Raw genomic sequence first — 24,156 nt, 5'->3', positions numbered from 1 at the left:
TACAGGTTCAATCACATCAAACTCTTCACTGCCTTATTCGTTCGGCTCAATGTGACTTTTTTACTTCACTCGGCCAACCAGAAAAGCGGAACATTTGATGCTTTTTATCAATGAAATCACAGCTTCTCAGATAACATGTATCGGGTTGGAATGCGAAAGAATTGAATGATTTTTATCCATTTCACCTTCTTTACCTTAATTACCATGTCTCAGTGAACACAAACGATAGTTGGAGTCCGTTTCCCATATATCATGTTGACCACTATTATTTAAAGAAATAACAGGAATCAATTGGAAAAGTCGAACATTTTTCAGCTCACTATCTTCTCTAATATCTGATTTATCATGTCAACTAGGATATTCAAATCTTGCATTTTTTATTAAATACCTTTTTGAAAGATACAGGAAAAATATAATAATTTGGCGCTAAACATACTTCAAACAACATAGTTACTTCCTATTTTTCAAAACTGCCATTGTTCGCAAAGGCATTATATAGGGAAGACTCAGTTGCACTGTGTCCAGTACCAATTTGCTTCCAAACTTGAGATTTTTTTATTCTTTTTTCCTCATCAAGACTAAATAAGAAAACTTGTGCAGATCCGCCGCTTCGTGCAAATTTTGCATCCAAACTTAAAATATTTAACATTTCATAATCACCCGGTTTGGAAAGATCTATTTTTTCTTGATATATTTTCCTATTATTCACGTCAATTAAAAATCGATACTCACTTGATTCTCCCCAGGCGTACTTACCTCCCGGGCTAATTCCTTTCTCTTTAAAAACAAATTTTTCTAATTGTTTAGAGTTAAGATCCACACTAACACTATATAAAAGCTTATTATTCCCTTCATTATATACAGCGACCCCATGTTTATTGACAACAAATCTCTTTCCATCATAAATTACTGAGTCTTTATTAAACTGAACATCAACTTCAGTAATACTTTTTTCTTGAATGTTATACTTATAAGTTTTTCTGTTTTCAAAGAAATACAGATAGTCACTTGTCTCCGACCATAAAAAATTCGGAAAACCATATTCCTTACCCAAATCAATATATTCACCTGTTTTCAAGTCTTTTATAACTTTATGTACACCAGAGTCTGCCCAATATCCCAATGCTAAATATCTATTATTCGGTGACATCCGCATTGCTCTTACACTACCATCAAATTCATCCGCGACGAGTCGTAAATCAGTCCCGTCCGTTTTAATACTCCAGACTTTATCTTTTCTTTCATAATAGTCATCTGTTTCACCTTCCCCATTATCCCAGCGGAAAACAACACGGGGTAAATCATATGAACTTTTATTATTTAAGTCTTCACGCGGCCATTCTTTGGCTTTAAAAACATAGTACTTGGGCTTGCCATTATTATTCTGATAACTAATATAGTTATGTTCTGTAATATATATCCGGCCATCATCCCAATGCTGTGCATTTTTCTGTTCGACAATGCTCATGGGTTTATCTGGCGTACTATCGAATGTCGTACTCTGCTCTGCTAAGTCATGCTCTGTATTCGATGACGTCATCGTTTCTTGTTCACAACCGGATATCAGTATCGCAGCGACAACACTTAAAATTATCTTTCTTTTCATTTTAATCTCACTTGTTTCGTGAACCACCAATGATTTCCACCTTTTTGCATACAATAACGAATTCATGTTTTTGGCTTCATTCTGCACTGTTTACCCGACAGATTCAGAACTGAACAAATAGTTGATAACTATTTTTAATCAAATCATTCCTAAACCATCTTAAAGGCGGTGGTTTAGGGATGAAAATAAAGCCCTGATAAACAGGGCCTTAAAATTATGATAGTAAACTCGGATCGGGGTCTGCTGGAGCTTCCAATACCGTTCTTTGCTCTTTAATCCAGTGTTGAACAAGAGTTCTCTTCTCAGATTTGGAAAGCAATTTCCATCTTTCAAATGCATCCCTGTTCATGTCTTTTTCTGACTCTGGTTCTTGCAGCCAAGGCGCATAAAATAGGCCATTACCAATAGGCTGGATTTCAACACCAATCTCACTTAACCCAGAATAGACATCCTGATTTGCTGTATCTGACTGAGAAACAGCCAGAGATAGTGTGAGTGTACCACTTGATAATATATCGCCAAATGGTCTTAGTCCGTTCACTTTCTTCCCAGTCGGTGAGAAATAACTTAAAGGTACTTCCATGGCGTACATTGTATAAATTTTACTTTCATCTAAATCATCTGACTCTGATTTAATTTTGTCCATCGCATCTTTCACAAAACTCTGTAATTCATCACTATAATGAACTTTACCACCATCAGATATTTCATCTTCCCAACGCCAAACTTCATAGTTAGTCCCATGAGATTTATTCATATTTTCATAATATTCACTAAAAGATAATTTCCCTTGGAAACATAATGCTGTTCTAAAACTTGGACCATGATTTATTTTCTCTGCTGAGAATACCGCATCATCCATACCAAGAATCAACTGTAAAGACATATCCAGTTTGTCCCATGCAAGATTAGTTGTTTTGTAATGCTCAATATTATCTTTCTCTGCCAAAAACATGACAAATATTGATGTAGGGTTTTCATCTATTGGGGTGAGATCTGCAAAGGAACTCCTGTCAGCAAGTCTATGCTTACTTAAATAAAAATCATTTAATTTTCCAGATTTCGTAAACATATTCAAGCCAGTTTCTTTTGACTTAATTCCGACTACGTAAGTTGAAATATCCTCAATAATCGGAACTGGCTGAGAATTTTTCGTATCTGTGGTCAAGGTAAATAATTCATGAAGCGTATCTTTCTCTCTTAAATGTAACGCCTTCTCACCGAATCTCCTATAAACGGTAACCTCAGATTTATTCTCAGAATGCACTCCAACTTTAATATCCTTATTCAAAAGTCTAATGATCTTCGTCCCATACTTTTGATCACTAAACCATTTCGGCAGGTACATTTTAAAATCCCCGTCACTATCACTAATCCATAAGCGATACTTCATTGAGCGGAAACCACCTTCATTTACATAGCGTTCAAAATCACTGACTTCCTTATCTTCTTCAAGAATATCTAAAGACAGCATCAGCTTATTATAATAATGAAAAGTTTTAGTCGCAGATTCTTTTAAATCATGAATAAACTCATTAAAGATAATCCTTCCTTTAGAAGTCAGAGGCTTGATGCCAAATATTTTAGCCTCACCAAAATTATAAAATGGTGTAAACTCTACAGATGAAAGCGTTTCAGATTGTTGTTTTTCAAAGTATTCTGCTAACTCACCACCTGGATCGCAAGTAAAATCAGTAATCTTCATTGGATATATTAATGCTTCATAAGATGGGCCATCTAAATTCCACAAACCATCAATTCGATCATATCCAAGTTTAACTGCCATCACCTGGTCGTATTTCGTGTTTAAGACTAATTGCAGCTTTACTTTATGATATGGTGAAATACGGTTCGATCTATTTTTGCCTAACCAATCATGATAAGTCTTCCAATTTTCACTATTCGGATCAGCAATGAGCAGCCTGCAAAACCCAATATTATCTTCTCTTATCGCACCCTTGATAATGGAAAAGTTATTTGCAAATTCAACAAAAAGACTTTCATCTCCTTGTTCAAACAATTTTGTCTGAACAGGAAAAACCCGATTGAATGCACCAGAAATGTAATTGTCAGGTGGTCTGATGCATATTTTATTATCTATCGGTAATGGTGCGACATATACACTCAATGAATTATTTTTTTGTAATTCACTTGCATAGTTGTATACATCATATCTGATATTTTCTAGCTCTTTAACCTTTCCATCATCCATATCACCAAATCTAATGCCATTAATCCAAGCAAGGCCTAAATTCTGTGTCATGGCGTTTAATTTCCAATCATCACTAAATATATAGTTTGAAAGATATTCTCTGACTTTATATTTTTCTAAGCTTTCTTGATTGATTTCGTCACAATTGAATTTTATCCATGCAAGCATTTGCATCAAACCATTCAATGCAAATGCTCTTAATTTAAATCGCTTCAGTAACTCTTTGTTTGTTTTTTTATCCTTCAAGAACTTTTCAACGTCTTCATATGTCGAATGAGATTGATTTAAATTAATATTTATATCTTTTATTTCCCTTAGCATTTCCATATTTAATCTAGAAAGATTAACGAGACTATTAATTTTTTCTACATTTTTGAAATACTCTTTGATATTGTGATCAAACAAGGTTTCATCCAATACAGTCAACGCTGATTTAACCACATCACCAGATGCTGAAGCGAGCATTAAACCCCGCGCGAATGGTGCTAATACAGGAATAAATTGTGCGACATTCAAAAAGCTGTCGAGAATTGCAAGTTGTAATGCAGTTTCAGCATCGTCTTCATTCTTCATTGCATCTAGCGAAGACAAGCGATACCTTTCCATCGCCTGATAGCCAAATCGACTTGGACTATAGACAACATCTAAAGAGACTAAATAAATCTTGATAACAACGCGTCTATTTACTGCAAGTTTTGGATTATCTCTGCGAATATCTTTCGGGTCATCTGGTATATAAATCGGAGCAGACTCACCATATGCCCTTACAGTAATAAATTGATGGAGTTCTTCTGGGAACAGTGCTTTGGCATTTTCAGCTCGCTCTTTCGATACTCTCATATTGATAGCATCTGAACTCACTTGACATGCATGCCCTTCAATTTCTATTCGCAGCTTTCTTTCACTCTTCAGAGCTTCGACTAAGACGTCAATCACGCCTTTATTTTCATCTAATTCACGCTTCCTGGAATTAAAGTGGAATAGTACTTTAATGCCAGTACCGCCTTCATCTGTCATTAATTCAACTTGATCTTGCGCTTCTGCCTGATCTTCATTCGATTTTGATGAATCAGCGATCTTTTCCTTTGCACATGCTAAAGCTTCATTTATTTTTTTAGCGTCCTGGAAAACATTTTCACGATAAACAGGAATCTTATCGAGATAGTCCCCTGCAATCGTCGATAAATCTTTTCTGGCATTCTCGGTTTTCTTTTCAGCATCAATTAAGTTTTGATAATTATCATATAAAGACTTCATCGATTGAGCGGTCGAAATAAAATTCAAACCATTATCTGCAAGCCCTGACAGTCCCCCATTCCAGGTTTCAGCAACACGCCCACTTAATGATCTGAAATCTTTATGTTCAAAATCATTTACAAATCCCTGGAGAAACTCTTTCCCTTGAGATATATTCAGCACCTTCTCCGAAAATAAAGCCCTGGCGCCTAACCCACGCTCTGCATATGTTAAGTTATTATTAAATATTTTTGAATAGTGCTCCCATGCATCTTTAACAGTGAATATACCATGATACAGTTCACCTGTAGCACGCAATGCTTCCGGCATATCATTATTAACGCTATCCCAAAACACTTGACTCACTGAGTTTAAAGCTGCTTGTTTTCCAGCTTCAATATATTGCCCCTGTAATCCACCTATCAGACTATCAACGCCAAATTGAACGGATGCATCACGAATAGATTTCAATGTTGACAAACTATTCAAAGTCGGACTTGAAGCACCTTCTGCGCCTTTATCATTTGATAAATATCGCTTCATTCCGTTCAAATACTGTGGAAATTGGTAGATGAGTGTTTCTTCAAGAGAAATCATATCCCCATTAACAATTGCTAATTTCCCAAGTGGTGAATCAGAATTGAATTTAATATACTCTCTTAGTTCATATGAGTATTCTTTTTTTAAACCATTCGACTCATATTTTATATTTGATTTGACAAATAGGTTAGGTATATCACTTTTACCCACTGTTTCTGAATTAACTTTCACACTTATTGTATATAATCCATCATCTATTTCATCAGGACTTAAATGAAAAATTGCACATGGCTTAGAGTCTTCATCACCCTCTTTAGATTTAAACACATTAGCTCTTGATATAAGCTTATCATCGAATTTATCCTTTCCAAACTCATCATATGAATGTAATGAAACAATTGCATTCTGGTAATCTGCATGCGAAAAAACAACAACAAGAGTTGATACAGTCGGTAAGATAAATCCTTTTAACGGTTCGCCTTTTTCTTTGACCTCCATTAACCAAGCATTATACTTTTCCTGTTCATTAGTTAGCCCACCATTTATTTTAGCTTCAAAAGGTTCAGCTAACTGGTCTAAACTAATTGTCGTCAACTTATAGCTTAAATCCTTTTGATTAACTTTCTTTGATATTTTTTTAATATTCTCACATAAATCTTCATAACTGGTTCCACCCTGTGTTAGTTTCGCGAGCATAGGCAGTGGTGGAAATTTCAACTTATAATTTTCATCTGACAATGAATGTATCGGGTTGGAATGTGCAAGAATTGAATAGTTTTTATCAGACTCCCCTTCTTTCCCTTGACTCCCATGCCTCAGTGAACACAAACGATAGTTGGAGTCCGTTGCCCATAGCTCATGTTGTCCATTGTCGTCTAAAGAAACAACAGGAACCAATTGGAGTGGACGTATATTTTTGAGCTCACTTTCTTCTCTCAAATCAGATATATCATGCCAGTCAGGATATTCATCTAGCTGCGTTTTATGATTATGAAACTTATTAAAATATGCACTAAAGATATAGTAATTTGGTGCTAAACACATTTCAACCAACATTGTCACTTCCTATTATTCAAAACTGCCATTGTTTGCAAAACTATTATAAAGTGTAGAATCTGTGGCGGAACGACCAGTCGCAATTTGCGCCCATTTTTTGTAGTTATCGTCAATTTCTTTTTTGTCGTTTAACTTAAATAATATAGTATTCCCTGCACCAGATCGTGCATAGTTAGCATTCAATCCAATTATATCTAAATATTGATATTTCCCTATTTTATTATTGTCTATATCTTCATAATTGAATGTTTTCTTATGTGTATCAATCAGGAAACGCTTTCGACCACTTTCACCCCAGGCAAATCGACCTGTAGGACTAATTGATTTTTTGATAAACTTATATTTACCAAGTGATTTCTCATCCGGGTTTACGCCAACTGAATATAACCATTCGTTCGTCTTTTCATCATATACAACCACACCATAATCATTCAGAACATATCGTTTCCCAGTATAAATTACAGAGTATTCATTATATTGAACCTCTACTTCCTTAGTTTCTGATGTCTTCAGATTATATTTCCAGTCCTGCCATTGATCTGTAAAATACAGATAACTACTGTCCTCAGCCCATAAAAACTCAGGGTACCCTCGCGATTTACCCAATTCGATATACTCACCCGTTTTCAAATCTTTAATCACTTTAAACATACCATCACTGTTGGCATAAGCTAAAGCAAGGTAACGATTATTCGGTGACATTCTCATTAAACGAACGTTTCCATCAAACTCATCCGCGACGAGACGCAAATCAGTCCCATCCGTTTTGATACTCCAGACCTTATCTTTTCTTTCATAATAATCATCTGTTTCACCCTCACCATTATCCCAGCGGAAAAGCACACGTGGTAAATCATAAGAACTTTCATGACTTAAATCTTCACGTGGCCATTCTTTAGCTTTATAAATATAATATGCGGGCTTCCCATTATTATCCTGATAGCTAATATAGTTATGCTCTGTAATGTATATCCGACCATCTTCCCATTCTTGAGCATTTTTTTGCTCGACGGTAGTCAGTTCTTTTTTCGGTTGCTTACTTTCAACGCTGGACTCATCTTGCCCGCAACCGACAAGCAGCAAAGTACTTAATAAGCTTAATTTCAGTGCTGATTTCATATTTTTTTTCATCACAATCATTCTTTCCTTTGCCAACCTTTAATTGAATAATTCGCTGATATCTATATCTTTATAAATAATTACAGGTTCAATCACATCAAACGCTTCACTGCCTTTATTCGTTCGGCTCAATGTGACTTTTTTTACTTCACTCGGCCAGCCAGAAAAACGGATCATTCGATGCTTTTGATCGATAAAATCACAGCTTCTCAGATAAACCTTTTGTGTCCATTCACTTTCAGAATCTGATAATTCAAAATAATCATCCGGTTGATCAACCTGTGGATGGGCATAATAGGTCAGGCGAATTTCTGGCTGCGGTGCATTCAGATAAACAGCTGCAATATTTCTGTTTATCTGTTTATTCACAAAACTATATTTTTTGGAATCTGGCGTGAGTGATTCCGGGATTGTCAGGTTCTGAATCACCGAATTTGCATCAGTGAAAGATTTATCCTTTGTGTAGGTAGCCATGCCTGTAATTTCAGTCGCTCTCGATTCATAGTTCTGTTCAAGTTCTGAAAGCTGACTGCTCGTCTGCTGCTGAGTACAAAAAATCGCATGCAACTGAACCGTTTCTCCATTAATTTTATAAGGTAACCATATATGTGGCACAGACATCCCCTCAGGCTCCCGCAGAACAATCCGGCCGCCTTTTTTAGGGCTTTCTTTCGTAGAAAATGTAAAAGTCTTTACCGGGGAATAATCGGTGAGAACAATCTCAACCTCTTCTGCCGTCAGGCCAAATACACGTGCCATACCGGATGCATCGAGCCTGGAGGTCAATACAGTTTTACCGTCTTGCTTCACTTCGTAAGGTTCATATGAATAACGCGCTCCAGTTTCTTCACTGACTAAAGTAATATCAACATGTCTTTCAACAACCATTTGCCGTTGTTTATCGTTGCATACCTCCAACGTCAGGTTTACTTCACTAAAGTAACCGTGCTCCGTGATGTAGATTTCACGCCATACTTTACCATCACGAAGAATGTACACATATCCCGGTTCATATAATGACGCTTTCGCAGGATCTTTATCTTCTGTCGTAAAATACATGGGAACTACAGGAACAAGGACGGTTTCCCACTCATCCATCTCGGTTTGTTTCACTACAGGCATCATACCTTTTGCCAATAAAATCTTAATCGGCATTGGGGTTACAAGTGAGGGAATGGCGAGGTATAAATTCTTCGCTTCATTCTCAAGCTCGTCAAACTCAACCAAACTGCGATGATCCTTTTTTGAATCTGCCCGAGGCTTTTCAATTTTCTCACTTTGAGTTTCAGTCTTAGCCAGAATTAAATAAGCCCGGTTCCCGGGCCACTGACCGGCCAGTTCAACCACCAGCTTGTGATCAGGAACAGGCTCAACTGGCTGTGTCACGACATTGCGGTGTAATGGAGTGATGTCTTCCAGTGGCGTGTAACTCGCCTTTACATATCTTACTTTTTCCATATCAGTCGTCTCATTTTTATCGTACTGGCAAAGCGGGATCATATTGTTTATCGACATGTTCTTTGCTCAGGGCAAAGTACGTCCTGACAAACCACATGACAGAAACAAGCCCGTTGTCCGGTTCAGAGAACAGCAGGCACCATGTTGTATGATGTGAGAAGAGAGATGGACAGTCAGACTGGCGATTCAGTCTCTGTAGACGGCTTATCATAATGACAATCTCCACAGCGTTTTTCCGTGAATTCATACTGGCTGCGGCTTGCTGATGCCAAATTCAGACATGCACCAGCCAGTATTCACTTTTAGAAGATCCGTTCAGAGAATGAACAATGGGTACAGTCATCCAGACGTACAGCGAAAAACCCTAACAGATTGAATGACCTAATCAACCGATTTAATACGCCGTCCGTGCGCAAAGCATCACTTTGTGGCCTTGAGCCAAAAATTACGCTTTTTCTCTTCTCATTCAATGTGTTCACTGCTCATCCGGCAGGGTTCAATGATTCAGAAAGCGACAGCGTGAGCATGGCCCGACCGCTGTCTGCACCAAACAGAAACAGGCTTCGTACAAAGTGCTGATCTTGATGATGTACCGCCAGCGCGAGCGTCGCGAACAGTGATGCATCCCCCAGATAGCCCCACAGCGTATGACTAACGATGATCTGCTCCGGATTGACGAGCCGTTCGCCCCGGGCGCCAACCGCAAACCCATAATCTTCCTGATGATGTCTCAGGTTTGTCATGTCACTGAACAGCAAACCAAAATCATCCACGGCTTTCGATTGTCTGCGCAATACCCGAGACATCAGGTGAGTGGATTCACCCGTTTCGTAACACCAATTGTCCAGTGCTGCCAGCGGCTTGATTTTCATGGCTTCGACGAAGCTTCGGCTTGCCAGAATGGCACCACCAGCACCTTCACTGGCAATCACACCCCACGGATGCTGGTTCGTTTGCAGCCACTGCTGCTCTGCCAGATCGTTCAATCTTGCCATCGGTGAATCCACCGACACCGCAATCAACACCTCCTCATCGTTCAGTGCTTTCTGTACCTCTGAAAAATGCTGATGGCCTGAGGCATGGCTGAGGACAACGCGGGATATCGTTTTCTGGGAATCTTCATCCTGCTGTAACTGCGTCAGCCATTCATCGATCAGACGCTGCGTCACGCTCTCCGGCATCCGGACATACAGCGGGACTGCCGAGAGACTGCCCGGAAGCTGAACCGTCAGTTGATTCACCAGCAAGGTCAGCATGCCCAGCATTCTGTCTGTCTCGGATTCCTCCGTGTCCAGATAGGTCACAGGAGCAACCGTTGCTTTTTCATCTCCCTCACCCAAACAGCGGGTTTCATACATATCCAGACTGGCTCGAGCCACAGCAACAGACACATCCAGGTTGAATCCGGCTGCTGTTACTGCGTCGGCACATAATACATATCTTGCTGACGAAGAACTCATACAGTGGCCTTCTCTTCAGAAATGACGGTATTGTTGAGCTGTGCCACTCTCCCCTGACATGGAAAAGCGGCAGACCAGACCGCCGTGACAACCAAGGTATCGGCATCGACCGAGAGGGTGTGTAACGACATCGGCTGCTTTTCTTTGTTATCAGCAAAGATGGCCTGCGCCACGAAGCGACGGCGAGGGACGGTAAAATACAGGGTTTCTTCATGGCTGAAACCGGAGACAATCAGCCGTTCGCCCCCTGCTAACAAACCTTTGGTTTGTTGATCTGCAGGGGCTGACTGATAAAACGCCGGATTGAAATCCACCGGATAAAGCGGACGACGCTCTTCTTCCCATACTTCATCAAACGTCCCCGCCAATCCAGCCCGTGGCTGATCGAATACGGCAACCGGGCCAAAACTTGCTGGCCTGACTTTCGACGCTTCCAGCTTCCAGTCTTGATCAGGATAAAAAACGGAAGGGACGTTCTGAGTCAGCAGATCTTCTGTTTTCAGAGCGATACCACAACCCGCTCGGTTGCGTTCATCTTCACCCCCCATCGCTTGCGCATAAGACACAGGCTGTTCAATGAATGGGGACGGAACAGTCACCCCCACCTGACCCGCCTGAGTGATCCACTGGCGTGCCCCCAACACCTGCACGGTTTTATCAATGTGCCCCTCGATCAGCAGGCGGCAATTCATTTTCGTGACAGGCTTTTTGCCATAACTTCTGGCATGGCCGTTGACCAGCACATCGGTGTTGGTTTTGGTGACCACAAAGTCCTGATCGGCCAGCAGCGCAGAAAATCCGGGTTCACCGGCAAAGGCCGGCGTCGAGTAGATCTCTGGTTGCGTGTTCAACGGTTGCCATTGCCCGCCCACCAGCTGCCAGCCGGTTTTCAGACAAACTACCCAGACAGACTGTCCGTCATGATCCCGGACAAACTGGCCTTTCATGGTATAGGGCAAGGAAGATTCAACGTCCCACAGCTGCATCGCGTATCCTCTGGTTATACCGCTCGGCGGCAGTCGTGTTATTTGAAAGTGTGTAAATCGCCCGGCGCTGACGCTCTGGCCAGCTCATGGGGTCATAAGCAACATAAATACCGCCGTTCAGGCACAGCTCTTTCCAGACCCAGGTCCGAAACTCAGCCGGTAACGACTGACTACGTAATGCATCAATGCTGCTGGTATAACTCAGCGCGCTGCCCATCCGCATCATCGGCGATAAGGTCAGCCCGCCATGGTTGTTTTGCCACCATATCTTCAGTATCTCTGCGGCTTGCTGGCCGTCATACTTCACATCTAAATCTGCCACCCGCACCGGAAGCAGCTCTCCCAGCATTAGCGTCAGTGCATGAACCCAGTTTTCAAGACGTGTGTCATTCGTTTCTATCTGAATCGCATCAATGATGGGCTGAACAGCCTCAGGATCCCCTGCCAGTGCAGCTTTCAGGTAAGCCTGCTGGTCTTGCTGAAACGCTGGCAGTTCGAATGATTCCGGCAGGCGGTTAAGAATGGCATAGACTGAAACGTCGGTCAGAGCATCGGCCTGCGGTAACAACTCACGCCGCAGCCAGGCGACTTTATCTTTGCGGACCAGTAAATGAGTGAAGAGAGATTTAGATGGATCGCCGTGTTCATTGATCCAGTTGATACCCGCCTCTTGCCCCATCCGGGCCAGCTGATAGCGCGCAAGCACACTGACATTCTCTGTTCCTTCGCGGATACACAACGAGGCAAATGCTTCGGTTAGTTCCCCTCGACGGATCAGCGCCTGCATCGCCAGTTCAGCCTGACTGAGTTCACTGATAGCAGCCGACTGCAAAACCAATGGCACGCGGGTCGATGAGGCCAGTGTTACGATCTGCAACCACTGTTTCGCTGGCAGTTTATCCACCAGCAACAAGGCAAACGCACAGGCTTCCTCATCCAAAGATTCGAGATCAGCAGAGGTCAGCACCCAGAGCAACACCTGCGGATGACTGTCGGCCATCCAAAGAATATAACCGGGTTCACACCGATACAAAGCAATCAAAACAGCCAGATACCGATTCAGCTTACGGTTCACCAGATGGTAATATTGACTGCCTGTATCCGGCAGACCCGCGTTTAAATTACGCTCATGCTGCATCAGTAGGAAGCGAATCTCAGTCGCAGCCGTTTCCGCTTTCTCTCTGGCAAAATTCAGAATACCCGGCGACGTCGCACTCGCCTGTGTTATCGCCTGTTTCATGCGCGCTGCCAGTTGCTGAATATCTTCATCCTTCAACTGGGTAAAATCCGGAGTTTCCGGCTTAATCAGACTGTTCATTATGGTCTGCATCCATCAGTTAATCGCTATGATTGCACCCTGAATTTTCTGGGATTTTTCCGCCTGGCTATGAATGTACTTGCCTTCAGTCGTCACTCGCTTCTGTCCGGCTTCATAACGGGTCTGAGCACCACCACTGGCTACCACCAGCTCATTGTCTGCCTCAATCCGAATATTTTTCGCCTTCAGCACCAACTCATCCCGTTGTTCAATCAACGAGAAGAAAATGTCTGTGATTAACGGCAAATTCGGATCCTGCCCGACAAACTCAATCCGGCAGGTCAAAGCGTTCTGCTTTGCCAGCTCCAGTTCTGAAATAGAGAATTGGCGACCAAGCCGCGCTGCCATACCCGATGGCATATCGCAACCATCGTATGTCACCCGAACACTGTCGCCTTCAATAGCCAGAATCCGACCAAAGCGGGGATACAAAGACGCCGGGGATTCCCCGGCACCTGCTTCTATCAATTGACTGGGTTGCGTCTGCTGTTTCTGCATTAGTTCACCGATACTTTTCCGCCCTGAGCGACAACTTTATCTGAACCATTAATCGAAATGGACGAGCCCGTAATCTGAATCGAGCCATCACTGTTCAGCACAATTTGAGACTGGCCGGCTTTCAGGACGATCTTGTCTTTACTGATAATCTGGGTCGTACTCTTTGACTCTGAAGTAATATTCCCAGTCACTGTGAGCGTCGAGTTTCCATCAACACTCAGGTTATTGTCTTTATCGACCTGAGTTTGACGCGAACCATGCACGGTAATGGTCTGATTCTCCATCACCGTCAGCTCATCATTCTTGCCGATCTCCGTAGTCCGGTTCTGATTCACCTTCAGGTCTGCATTCTTCACGACAGTCACGGACTCATGACTGTTGTAAGTCACCGTGACATCGCCATCGACGGTTTCCGTGAAGGTGCCCTTCACTTCAGTCGTTTTCGTCCCTTTAATGGTTTCTTTCTGGTTCTGACCAATCTCATTGGTTTGATGACGCGCCACGGTCAGCATGTCATCATTGCCAATCTGCTCGAAACGATCGTTCAGCACCTTGACGGACATGTCTTTTTGCGCCCGCAGGTACAATTCTTCCTGATTGGTTTCATCATCCAGGCTGATTTCGTTGTAGCCTTCACCCTTATGGGTTTTGGAACGCAGCGTGGTTCGGGTTTTCTTTAACGGCAGATCATATGGCGGCCGATGCAAACCGTTATAAACAGAGCCGGTCACCAGCGGCTGATCCGGGTCGCCTTCCAGGAAGGTCACCACGACCTCATGGCCGATACGCGGCAGGAACACAGCACCCCAGTTCGGCCCTGCCAGCGTCTGACTGACACGCACCCAACAGGTCGAATGTTCATCCATACCGCCCAGACGATCCCAATGGAACTGCACCTTCACTCGGCCCAGATTATCGGTATAAATCTCTTCGTTCGCCGGCCCAACCACCACGGCCGTTTGCGGCCCTTCAACTCTGGGGGCAGGCAGCGCCGCTGCGCGATAGGTCATTTCAGCCGGAAATGCCTTGATTTTGTTGTGATAAGTGGTCGGTTTGCCGCTTTTTTCTTCTGCATGGACCTGGGGGTCACTGCCAACATGCTCCACTTCCAACAGAATGAAGTCCCGGTTCAGAGACTGACGCGGATGACTTTCCATCACAAAGCTGTAGCCGGGAATGAAACGCATCACACAGCTCGTCGCTTTCAGTTCAGTCCCGGTAATTTTGAGCGCAGATAAACGATAATCCGACTGCAATTTACCGTGCGGTTGCTGACCGTAACGGCCCGGATAGTTGTAAATCGCCAGATCGGTGTACGCTTCTGATTCATTTGACTCTGGCACATTGGCCATCAGGCTGGTTTTCGGTGTCAGGTAGTTATAATCCGTCTGAGACACCGCGCCTGTGTGGACTCGTTTGCCAAAATCGGCTTCAAAGATATGTTCACGATCCGGCACCCCCCCGCCTGCGCTATGAAACAAAATGGTATGCAGTTCAGCATTCGGAACCAGGGTGGCGTTCTCAGGCGTACTGGGCAACTCGCTGACCAGTTCATTTTTATCAAGAATCACCAGTTCATGACCGGTTTCCGTATGGTCAAAGAAGTACCACAAGCCGTGTTGAGACATCAGGCGATGGATAAAATCCAGGTCTGTCTCGCGATATTGCAGAATGTATTCCTGCTTTTCACCCACTTCAGCCAACATCCGGTATGACGTCACACCGGCTTCTTCCAGCACAGATTCAATGATCTCGTTGATGGTCAGATCCTGAAAGATCCGGCAATCGGAACGCTGTTCCAAGAACCACAAATCCGGCACCAGAATCAACTCGTACCGACTGAACTGACGCCCGGTGCCGAGAAAACGCACTTCACGGACCACCCCGTGAAAGAGTCGGGAAACATCGCGCCCCTGACCAAAGAGCTTCAGGACACCTGCTTGACGAACCAAATCATCGAGCGAAATATCAGCATCACGTGAAAGCAATGACACCTTCATTTCGAAGGGCCGAAACAGACGCTCTTTGATTTCAAAACTTTCAACACGAAATTCGTGTTCTGATTCTTCGATTGAAAACGAAAATTGGACCGAATTACTCATTACTTTTACCTGATGCAACTAAGACAAAAGGGGCCAAGAATGGCCCCGGTATTTCAGCGAAATTACGCTTCGCGAGGCGTACGCCAATCATCGTTACCCGCCGTACCACACACTTCGTGGGTGACTTCGATTGCGCGGTAAGTAAACTTCAGCACTTCTTCTACGACACGGTCAGAAGTTGCGGCATCCTGGCAGTGCGCCATGCGAGTTTGCATATCGACCAACAGTGCATCAATCAGCTTCACCGTGTAGTAATGCTCTTGTTTACCCTGAGTCGAAGTACGGTAGAAGTTGATGTAAGCTTCTGGCAGCTTCTCACCACTCACCAGGGCGTTGAACAGCAGCGGAGAAGTACGATCTTGCTGTTTGGTCACGATAACCGGACGGTGAACACGCTGACCTGTCGGCTGACCGCTTTGTGGGTCACGTGGCACAGTCAGAACATGGTCCAGCTCCTGTACCAGGAATTCATCTACGTGCGCTTCCTGCCAGGTGTTCCCAACAGAATCTGCTGTGTAAGCATCCTTGGTAATATGGCCCTGAGTTTCACCGTGAATCGACATATAAGCTGGAGTAGGCATATCGCTTTCCTTTCAAGTTCAATGATTTTGATGAGTTTGAGCATATCGCTAATCGTTGCGATGATGACTTTATTGCAACTGCCATGCCAACTTTCAAACCCATTAAAATCAATGACTTACGATATTGGCATTTTCATGAAACCAGCCAAGCTTCCAATTTCTTAGAAAATTTTCTCATTTTTTAGAAACCCGTATTTATACCCGAGTCACTTCTGTCTGTGAGATTCAGTACGTCGTGATGGGGTTTTCGTTCAAAGAAATTCAGTTCACAGACAATGATATCGTGAAAGGAAAAGCGCGGATGACAGGAAGGCGCGATGAAGAGAAATGATGAAGAGCCTCCCAGGAGAATATTTGGAAGGCTCAACATATTCACAGAATGGCGAATGAAAACAGTGGAAAAGCAAGACAGAAGACATATTTTTCCAGGCAGCGGCATGACGCACGTTCTCTCACGCATCAGCCCCTTCCTCATCGCTTCACTGGATTCACTCTGCTTTTTTCAGTGCTCGATGTATTTCTAACATCACCGGTGCTTGTGGCTTTTCGCCCCAAAAATGAAAAAGCAAGAGAGAAGCATCATGTACCGAAGAAACACCGGGAGCGACGAGTCTGTAATATTGATCCATCGTGACACCATCGGCAAAGTGAATCACTTTTTCTGTTGGAACATCACTATCTACAATTGCACCATAAAAGTTGATGGCATATTTTGCAGACATTGTGCTATAGGGATGGTTTTGATATTTCTTCTCAATGTTCAGCATCTTGGTTTGCGTATTCGGAGCAAGGTAGACTTTCACATTTGCGATAAGCCGCTTCATGGGTTCACTGATAGTGCCCTCTTCTCCCTTCACCCAGTCGGATTGAGGCGATTGATAATTCTGCCTGACTTCAAGCTCGATCCCTAATTCCGGAAAAATAAACAATTCTGAACCTAATCCGACGACTGAACCAAGGTGACCCTGAATATAATATTCTCCGAATACATCAACCCAGTCTTTCAGTGGTTTTTCAAAGCTTAACCTTTGACCATCAAAGGTTATTTCTTCCGGGGTGATCACCAGGCGGACCGGCTTTTCACTTGTATTTGTTATCTCTGGTTGAAAATAAGGGATTTCAGAAACAAATGTCAATAAAAGAATAAACACCTTGATGAAAACCATATGAAAAATAAAATAATATAGTGTCATTGACATGACTGATTTACCTGTTCAATCCATAACATATACATTAACGAGTAACCACCTGACCAAAGTACTTCACTTCATTTTCATCTTTTAACTTCGAAGGTGGATAAATTTCTAACATCACCGGAACTTCGAGTTTTCTTCCCCAGAAATCCTCAAACGATATCATTGCTTGATGAGTCGCAGAGGAACTGGCATTGACTGAATTGAAGTGCCGGTCCATCGCAACCTTTACTATATTGAATCACGTTCTCTTTCTTTACTGAATGATCAACAATTGCACCATAAAAGTCGATGGCATCATCTGCAAACATCGTATTGTATGGATGGTTTTGGTATTTCTCCTCACTCATGCGAGGAGGATCAACTTGGTTCTTTGGATTGAGACTAATCTTCACATCAACAATAAAATCGTGGCTAAAAGTTGAACGATGTTTGATTTCATCCATGAAGTCATCACATGATATACATTCTGTATGCGATTTGCCCCATCACACCACGCATATATTGAACTGATGCCAAAAAATAAAAAGGGGCCCAAATGGCCCCCCTATTCCAATCCGCACGATCACGCCCAATCCGCATGATTACGCTTCGCGTGGTGTACGCCAATCGTCGTTACCCGCCGTACCACACACTTCGTGGGTGACTTCGATTGCGCGGTAAGTCAATTTCAGCACTTCTTCAACCACACGGTCAGAGGTTGCGGCATCCTGGCAGTGCGCCATGCGAGTCTGCATGTCAACCAGCAGCGCATCGATCAGTTTGATGGTGTAGTAATGCTCTTGTTTACCCTGAGTCGAAGTGCGGTAGAAGTTGATGTAAGCTTCTGGCAGCTTCTCACCGCTGACCAGTGCGTTGAACAACAGTGGTGAAGTACGGTCTTGCTGTTTGGTCACGATAATCGGACGGTGAACACGCTGGCCTGTCGGCTGACCACTTTGTGGGTCACGTGGTACAGTCAGAACGTGATCCAATTCCTGAACCAGGAATTCGTTCACATGTGCTTCCTGCCAGGTGTTCCCAACAGAATCTGCTGTGTAAGCATCTTTCGTAATGTGGCCCTGAGTTTCACCGTGAATCGACATATAAGCTGGCGTTGGCATATTGCTTTCCTTTCAATTGATTTTATTCGTTTGAGCATATCGCTCATCGTTACGATTGATTAAAAGCAAAAACAATGCCAACAATTTTAATCATTTAAAAACAATGGCTTAGTCTATTTATTTGGTTTTGGAGTCACGACAACTTTCTCATTTCTTGGGATATTTTCTCATTTTTTAGAAATTCATTTTTAAAAATGAGCAACACATTCAGCTTTACTCTTTACCTCGTTTTATGAATATCCCCTTTTAAAAGTGTGCTGTTGATCTGCCTCAATGAGTCAATTCTGAAACCCCTGCCACACTTTTGAATATCCGTGAATTTCACAGGGTAAACTGTCATTTCTCCTATCAAAAAGCTCACATCGAAAGTCTCGGTAGCCATGTCCCTATGCGGAATGTCATTCCATCATGAAATAGTCACTAATACAGCGACTTAGAGTCAGTCTCTGCGCCGTCAGCAATTTTTGAATCTGCTTATAATCAAGGCTTTCCTCGACTCGAATTTGATGGACCTATGATTAACGTAAATTTAGCTTCTCTGATTCAACGTCTGCATCCCATTGCAAAAGTTGCCCTGGAAGATGCAGCCGCACTTGCAGTGTCTGAACGTTCAACAGAAGTGTCGATTGAGCATTATCTGCTGAGTCTGCTTGAACGCCCGAACAGTGATTTTGACTGTATTCTGTCGAGCTTTGATTGCTCGGAAAATTTAATTCGTCAATCACTGAATGCTTCTTTACAACGCAGTGCAAAAGCCGCAGGGGGTAAACCGGTTTTTTCTGCCCTGCTGATTGAATGGTTGCAGGAAACCTGGCTGATGTCGTCGATTGACCTGGGCCAGCAGCAAATCCGTACCGGCGCCCTGCTGCTGACACTGGTGAAAAACCCAATCCGCTACGGACAGCACGACATTCAGGATCTGTTTGAACCGATTAACAGTGAAACTCTGAAACGCAACTTCGACCAGTTTACGGCGGAGTCGATTGAAGCACAGGTTGCCAGCACTGAAAGCAGTGAACCGCGTCAGGAAGGCTCGGCACTGAGCAAATTCACCATTGATTTCACCGGCAAAGCCCGCGAAGGCAAAATTGACCCGGTGTTCTGCCGAGACCGTGAGATCCGCCAGATCATTGATATTCTTGCCCGTCGCCGTAAAAACAATCCCATTGCTGTCGGTGAGCCGGGCGTGGGTAAAACTGCCGTTGTTGAAGGGCTGGCCCTGAAGATTGTTGAAGGCGATGTGCCAGACATTCTGAAAGGCGTCGAGCTGTTCGGTCTGGACATGGGCTTACTGCAAGCCGGTGCCAGCGTCAAAGGTGAATTTGAAAAACGCCTGAACGGTGTGTTAGAAGAGGTGAAAAATTCACCGACGCCAATCATTCTGTTTATCGATGAAGCACACACCCTGGTCGGTGGCGGAAATCAGGCCGGCGGTAGTGACGCAGCTAACCTGCTGAAGCCAGCGCTGGCCCGCGGTGAAGTAAAAACCATTGCCGCCACAACTTGGTCTGAATACAAGAAATATTTCGAGAAAGACCCGGCGCTGGCCCGCCGATTCCAGCTGGTCAAACTGGATGAGCCTTCTCCGAAAGAAGCCGCACTCATCATCCGGGGTCTGCGCCCGGCTTACGAAAAAGCCCACAATATTTATGTGCGTGATGATGCCATTGCCTGCGCTGCAGAAATGTCTTCCCGATACATTTCAGGCCGTCAGCTCCCGGACAAAGCCATTGATGTACTGGATACAGCCTGTGCACGGGTGAACATCAGCCTGCGTTCAACCCCTGCCCCGGTAGAAAGCCTGCAACAGCAGATTGCCTCACTGCAACGTGAACTGGATGGTCTGAAACGTGACGAAATTCAGCAAACCGGTGATAAGAAAAACGCCACGCTGATTCCGCACATCGAAAGCCAGATCGTCGCACTGACGGAAGAGCTGGCCGAACTGACCGCGCAGTGGGCCGAAGAAAAAGCGCTAATCGACGAAATGATCAGCCTGCGTCAGAAGCTGCATATTGCAACCGGCGAAACAGAAGCCGATGCTGCATCAGAAGAAGCTGATGAAACAGTGGATATGGATGAAACATCGATCCGCGAAGCTATCCTGCGTTGCCAGCAAGCACTGGACGAATGCCGCGGTGACGAAGCCCTGGTTCACTTTGAGGTCGGCCCGGCGGAAATCAGCCAGGTGATTGCTGACTGGACAGGCGTCCCGGTCGGAAAAGTGCTGAAAGATGAATCCGCTTCTGTGCTTAACCTGAGCGATTCTCTGTCTGGCACCATCAAAGGCCAGCCTTTCGCCATCGACTCTCTGAGCGAAGGAATTCGTGCTGCGAAAGCCGGCTTGATGAACCCGGACGCACCAATGGGTGTGTTCCTGCTGGTCGGCCCAAGCGGTGTGGGTAAAACCGAAACCGCACGTGTGATTGCCGATCAACTCTTTGGTGGTGAACGCTTTATGACCACCATCAATATGTCGGAATTCCAGGAGAAACATACAGTTTCCCGGCTGATCGGCTCGCCTCCGGGCTATGTGGGTTACGGTGAAGGCGGCATGCTGACGGAAGCCGTTCGCCAGCGTCCTTACTCCGTCGTCCTGCTGGATGAAGTGGAAAAAGCCGATCCTGAAGTCATGAACCTGTTCTATCAGGTCTTTGACAAAGGTGTGCTGAACGACGGCGAAGGCCGGGCGATTGACTTCAAGAACACACTGATTCTGATGACCAGTAATCTGGCCACACAGGAGATTGAAGCGCTGGCGCAACAGAGTGACGACATCACGGCATCGCAAATTGGTGAAGCCATTCGTCCGACACTGAATCGTTATTTCAAACCAGCCCTGCTGGCGCGGATGAATGTGATCCCTTACCTGCCGCTGGCTGATGATGCGATGACCGACATCATCAGGCATAAACTGGGCAAACTGGGCGAGCGACTGAAGACACACCATGACCTGACATTGGCCTTTGAGCAGGATCTGGTCGATTTCGTCCTGGGCCACTGCCGCCTGAGCGAAACCGGCGCCCGCAACATTGATGCAGTAATTAATCGTCAGTTGCTGCCTCAGCTGTCAACCGAGCTACTGTCGCATCAGGGTGAGGAAAGCACCCATACCACACTGACGATTTCCGTCGATGAACAAGGAATGATCGAGTATGCCTTCAGTTAATTCTGGAGAACTCAATAACCTGTTACTGGCCATCAGTCAGACTCTGGCCGATCGTACCCAGCTGGCGTCCACCATGGACGCCATCCTGGGGGCGGCGCGTCAGCTGACACAGGCCCGGCATGGCATTATGTATGTGCTGGACCAGACCGGACAGGCATTGGTTCCCCTCAGCGTACACAAACACGAACAGCCACTGCACGAGCACCCCTGGGTACCGTTGCAGCTGGAATTGCTGAAAGAAAATGATCCGTTTGGCTACGCCATCACCACCGGCGAAATTGTCCTGATCAACGATCTGTATGCCTACTCCGGCTACAACTGTGATGCGATCTATCAGAACGAAACAGCCATGGCTTTACGCAGTACCAACCTGCTGGCCTGGCCGCTGAAAGATCACCAGAACCTGACCGTCGGCTTGCTGGTGCTGTTCGATCTGTGCCTGATTGAAGATGAGCAATCGTTATCTGTTTTCACTAAACTCGCTGGCACCAGTATTCGTCAGGCCATCCTGCTGGATACCTATCACACCAGTCTCCGTGGCCTGGAAGCTGATAACGCAGCACTCAACCGGGAAAATAAGCAACTGAAAGCCCGGAAGAAAGCCGACTACAACGGACCGATTGCTGAAAGCGATCCCATGCGTCAGGTGCTGGAGCGCTTACAGCGCATTCTGGCTCTGCCCGTTGACGTGCTGCTGCGGGGTGAGACCGGCGCAGGGAAAGAAGTCATTGCCCGTTATATCCACGACAATTCAGACCGTGCCAAGAAACCTTTCATCGCGCAGAACTGCGCAGCGATCCCGGAACAGCTACTGGAATCAGAACTGTTCGGTCACAAAAAAGGGGCCTTCACCGGCGCTGATAAAGACAAAAAAGGTCTGTTTGAAGCTGCCGACGGCGGCACGCTGTTTCTGGATGAAATTGGCGATATGCCACTGTTATTGCAGGCAAAGCTGCTGCGTGTATTGCAGGAGCGTAAAATCCGCGCCATTGGCAGCAGTGAAGAACGTAGCATTGATGTTCGTGTTGTGGCAGCAACGCACTGTAATCTGAAAGAGAAAATTCAGAAGAACGAGTTCCGCGCCGACCTGTTTTATCGTCTGAATGTTTTTCCGATCACGCTGCCACCACTGCGGGAACGTCCGGCTGACATTCTGCCGCTGGCTGAACACTTTATTACTCTCACCAGCCAGAAACTGGGTCTGGACAGCGAGCCGGTCATCAGCAAAAAGGCCCGCCAGAGCCTGATGGATTACCCTTTCCCGGGCAATGTTCGTGAACTGCGAAACATCATTGAACGGGCTGTGCTGTTATCTGATTTCGAGACCGTCGAGAGCATTGAACTCGGTGAAGGAGACACTTTTATTCCGGACGTTCAGGCAGACATTCCGGAAGACAGTGTATTCGACAGTACGCTTCCTGACGTGGATATGGCTTCCCTGAAAGATTCCGTGACTCAGTATGAGCGCACGGTGATCATGAAAACGCTGGAACGCTTCAACTGGCAAACCCGTAAAGCTGCAGAATCACTGGCGGTGCCGCTCAGCACCCTGAGCCACAAGATTAAAAAGTATGAAATCATGCCTTAGCCTGCTCCCGCAAGGGCGTGACCCCGCAAAGCCCGGGGTTCTGCTTCAACACAGACTGACAAACCAGGAGATGAAGATTCATCTCCTCGATTTCCCGGATCATTGTTGCTCTTGACTTGTATGCAGCTCAGCCAAAATCAAAATCAAATGTCTGGTAAAACGCATTTTTGGTATCGGCAACCAGCCAAAGCAGAACCACCACATGGTAGCCTTGCTTATGATCGGGCAGCACCAGTTGATGATGCGTTTTTGCAGGTAAATCATGATCCCAGTAGGGTGCCTCAGGATAAACGTCTTCAAAGAATGGCACCGATTCCAGTTGACTGCGGGTGATCACCTGCTCCGGATTCCAGCCGTCTTTGGTCATAAAAGCAACATAGCCACGGGTTTTATGGGCTGCGGTATATTTCCATTCAATATCAATCACTTTCGAAGCCGGCACGGCTAAGCGCGGCCAGGGCGTTTTACCTTCTGCGATTAATTGCTGATCCGTGTAATTCAGTTTCTGGCGTGCATCTTCATGGCCGCCGCTCAGGATCAGGCCATCAACAGGCGGTTCCCTGCTCTCTACGTCGGTCGGTTCGTAAAAGGCGCTGCCGCCCTCGTGCGCTGGAAAGTTTTTACCGCCTTCCAGTTCAACCACTTGCCACTCTTCTAAATTCCACCAGCCTTGATCAGCCGCATAAGCGCCACGAGATGGCGGGCTGATGATATAGCCATGTTTCGGCTTGAATTGATTGATATTCAAAACGGGCTGATTCATAAATCACCTGACGTTGTTTGTGGATTTCTTACAGGTATAGAACGTCAGAACAAAATAAGCATGTGAATGCATACTTTTATTGAGGAAGGGTGAAGTGACTCGCATGGCAACAGCGCCAGAGTCTCCGATAGTGACCATTTTCGATGTCAGGAAGCGACCGATCTTACC

The 24,156-nt window shown here is 44.8% G+C and carries 16 protein-coding genes; 2 read left to right on the top strand and 14 right to left on the bottom strand.

Going from position 1 to position 24,156, the window contains the following annotated elements; translation table 11 throughout:
• Positions 1 to 457 precede the first annotated feature (457 nt).
• From EA58_RS12580 to EA58_RS12520, 13 genes are all read right to left on the bottom strand, one after another.
• Positions 458 to 1,672 carry a TolB-like translocation protein gene (locus tag EA58_RS12580; protein WP_235199610.1) on the bottom strand — a complete coding sequence of 405 codons (1,215 nt, stop codon included), beginning with the start codon at positions 1,670 to 1,672 and terminating at the stop codon, positions 458 to 460.
• Positions 1,673 to 1,820: 148 nt separating this feature from the next.
• Positions 1,821 to 6,650, bottom strand: a complete 4,830-nt coding sequence (locus EA58_RS12575; RefSeq protein ID WP_036753287.1) for an OmpA family protein — start codon at positions 6,648 to 6,650, stop codon at positions 1,821 to 1,823.
• Between the two features lie 12 nt (positions 6,651 to 6,662).
• Complete coding sequence (locus EA58_RS12570) at positions 6,663 to 7,790, bottom strand: Tricorn protease domain-containing protein (RefSeq protein ID WP_235199608.1); 1,128 nt, start codon at positions 7,788 to 7,790, stop codon at positions 6,663 to 6,665.
• An 18-nt stretch (positions 7,791 to 7,808) separates the two neighbouring features.
• A complete protein-coding gene (locus EA58_RS12565) occupies positions 7,809 to 9,227 on the bottom strand; it encodes a hypothetical protein (RefSeq protein ID WP_051642061.1) in 1,419 nt (472 codons plus the stop codon).
• Positions 9,228 to 9,709: 482 nt separating this feature from the next.
• Positions 9,710 to 10,687 carry a hypothetical protein gene (locus EA58_RS12560; protein ID WP_036753284.1) on the bottom strand — a complete coding sequence of 326 codons (978 nt, stop codon included), beginning with the start codon at positions 10,685 to 10,687 and terminating at the stop codon, positions 9,710 to 9,712.
• A complete protein-coding gene (locus EA58_RS12555) occupies positions 10,684 to 11,673 on the bottom strand; it encodes a DUF2169 family type VI secretion system accessory protein (RefSeq protein ID WP_036753281.1) in 990 nt (329 codons plus the stop codon). Before EA58_RS12555 ends, EA58_RS12560 begins: the two co-directional genes overlap by 4 nt.
• A complete protein-coding gene (locus tag EA58_RS12550) occupies positions 11,654 to 12,991 on the bottom strand; it encodes a hypothetical protein (protein WP_036753278.1) in 1,338 nt (445 codons plus the stop codon). Before EA58_RS12550 ends, EA58_RS12555 begins: the two co-directional genes overlap by 20 nt.
• A 15-nt stretch (positions 12,992 to 13,006) precedes the next feature.
• Positions 13,007 to 13,489 carry a hypothetical protein gene (locus tag EA58_RS12545; protein ID WP_036753275.1) on the bottom strand — a complete coding sequence of 161 codons (483 nt, stop codon included), beginning with the start codon at positions 13,487 to 13,489 and terminating at the stop codon, positions 13,007 to 13,009.
• Positions 13,489 to 15,591, bottom strand: coding sequence for a type VI secretion system Vgr family protein (locus EA58_RS12540; RefSeq protein ID WP_036753273.1), 2,103 nt, complete (start codon positions 15,589 to 15,591; stop codon positions 13,489 to 13,491). Before EA58_RS12540 ends, EA58_RS12545 begins: the two co-directional genes overlap by 1 nt.
• Positions 15,592 to 15,653: 62 nt before the next feature.
• Positions 15,654 to 16,172 carry an Hcp family type VI secretion system effector gene (locus EA58_RS12535; RefSeq protein ID WP_036753271.1) on the bottom strand — a complete coding sequence of 173 codons (519 nt, stop codon included), beginning with the start codon at positions 16,170 to 16,172 and terminating at the stop codon, positions 15,654 to 15,656.
• A 488-nt stretch (positions 16,173 to 16,660) separates the two neighbouring features.
• The gene (locus EA58_RS12530) at positions 16,661 to 17,371 is read right to left on the bottom strand and encodes a DUF7738 domain-containing protein (RefSeq protein WP_152548016.1); all 711 of its coding nucleotides are present in this window, start codon (positions 17,369 to 17,371) and stop codon (positions 16,661 to 16,663) included.
• Between the two features lie 146 nt (positions 17,372 to 17,517).
• A complete protein-coding gene (locus tag EA58_RS12525) occupies positions 17,518 to 17,811 on the bottom strand; it encodes a hypothetical protein (RefSeq protein WP_036753267.1) in 294 nt (97 codons plus the stop codon).
• 138 nt (positions 17,812 to 17,949) lie between these two features.
• Entirely contained in the window at positions 17,950 to 18,468 is a 519-nt protein-coding gene (locus tag EA58_RS12520) for an Hcp family type VI secretion system effector (RefSeq protein WP_036753264.1), read from the bottom strand.
• Positions 18,469 to 18,982: 514 nt separating this feature from the next.
• On the opposite strand from EA58_RS12520, the gene tssH reads away from it, so the two are divergent.
• Together tssH and EA58_RS12510 are read left to right on the top strand one after the other, a co-directional pair.
• Positions 18,983 to 21,637 carry a type VI secretion system ATPase TssH gene (tssH, locus tag EA58_RS12515; protein WP_036753261.1) on the top strand — a complete coding sequence of 885 codons (2,655 nt, stop codon included), beginning with the start codon at positions 18,983 to 18,985 and terminating at the stop codon, positions 21,635 to 21,637.
• The gene (locus EA58_RS12510) at positions 21,624 to 23,225 is read left to right on the top strand and encodes a sigma 54-interacting transcriptional regulator (RefSeq protein WP_036753259.1); all 1,602 of its coding nucleotides are present in this window, start codon (positions 21,624 to 21,626) and stop codon (positions 23,223 to 23,225) included. The genes tssH and EA58_RS12510 overlap by 14 nt, the downstream gene beginning before the upstream one ends.
• A gap of 127 nt (positions 23,226 to 23,352) precedes the next feature.
• On the opposite strand, the gene EA58_RS12505 is transcribed toward EA58_RS12510, so the two are convergent.
• Entirely contained in the window at positions 23,353 to 23,988 is a 636-nt protein-coding gene (locus tag EA58_RS12505) for a lytic polysaccharide monooxygenase auxiliary activity family 9 protein (protein ID WP_036753256.1), read from the bottom strand.
• Positions 23,989 to 24,156: the final 168 nt, after the last annotated feature.

The organism is Photobacterium galatheae, assembly GCF_000695255.1.
Lineage (GTDB): Bacteria > Pseudomonadota > Gammaproteobacteria > Enterobacterales > Vibrionaceae > Photobacterium > Photobacterium galatheae.
Note: the sequence above shows the minus strand (reverse complement) of the source record. Positions and strands in the feature narration are given on the sequence as shown.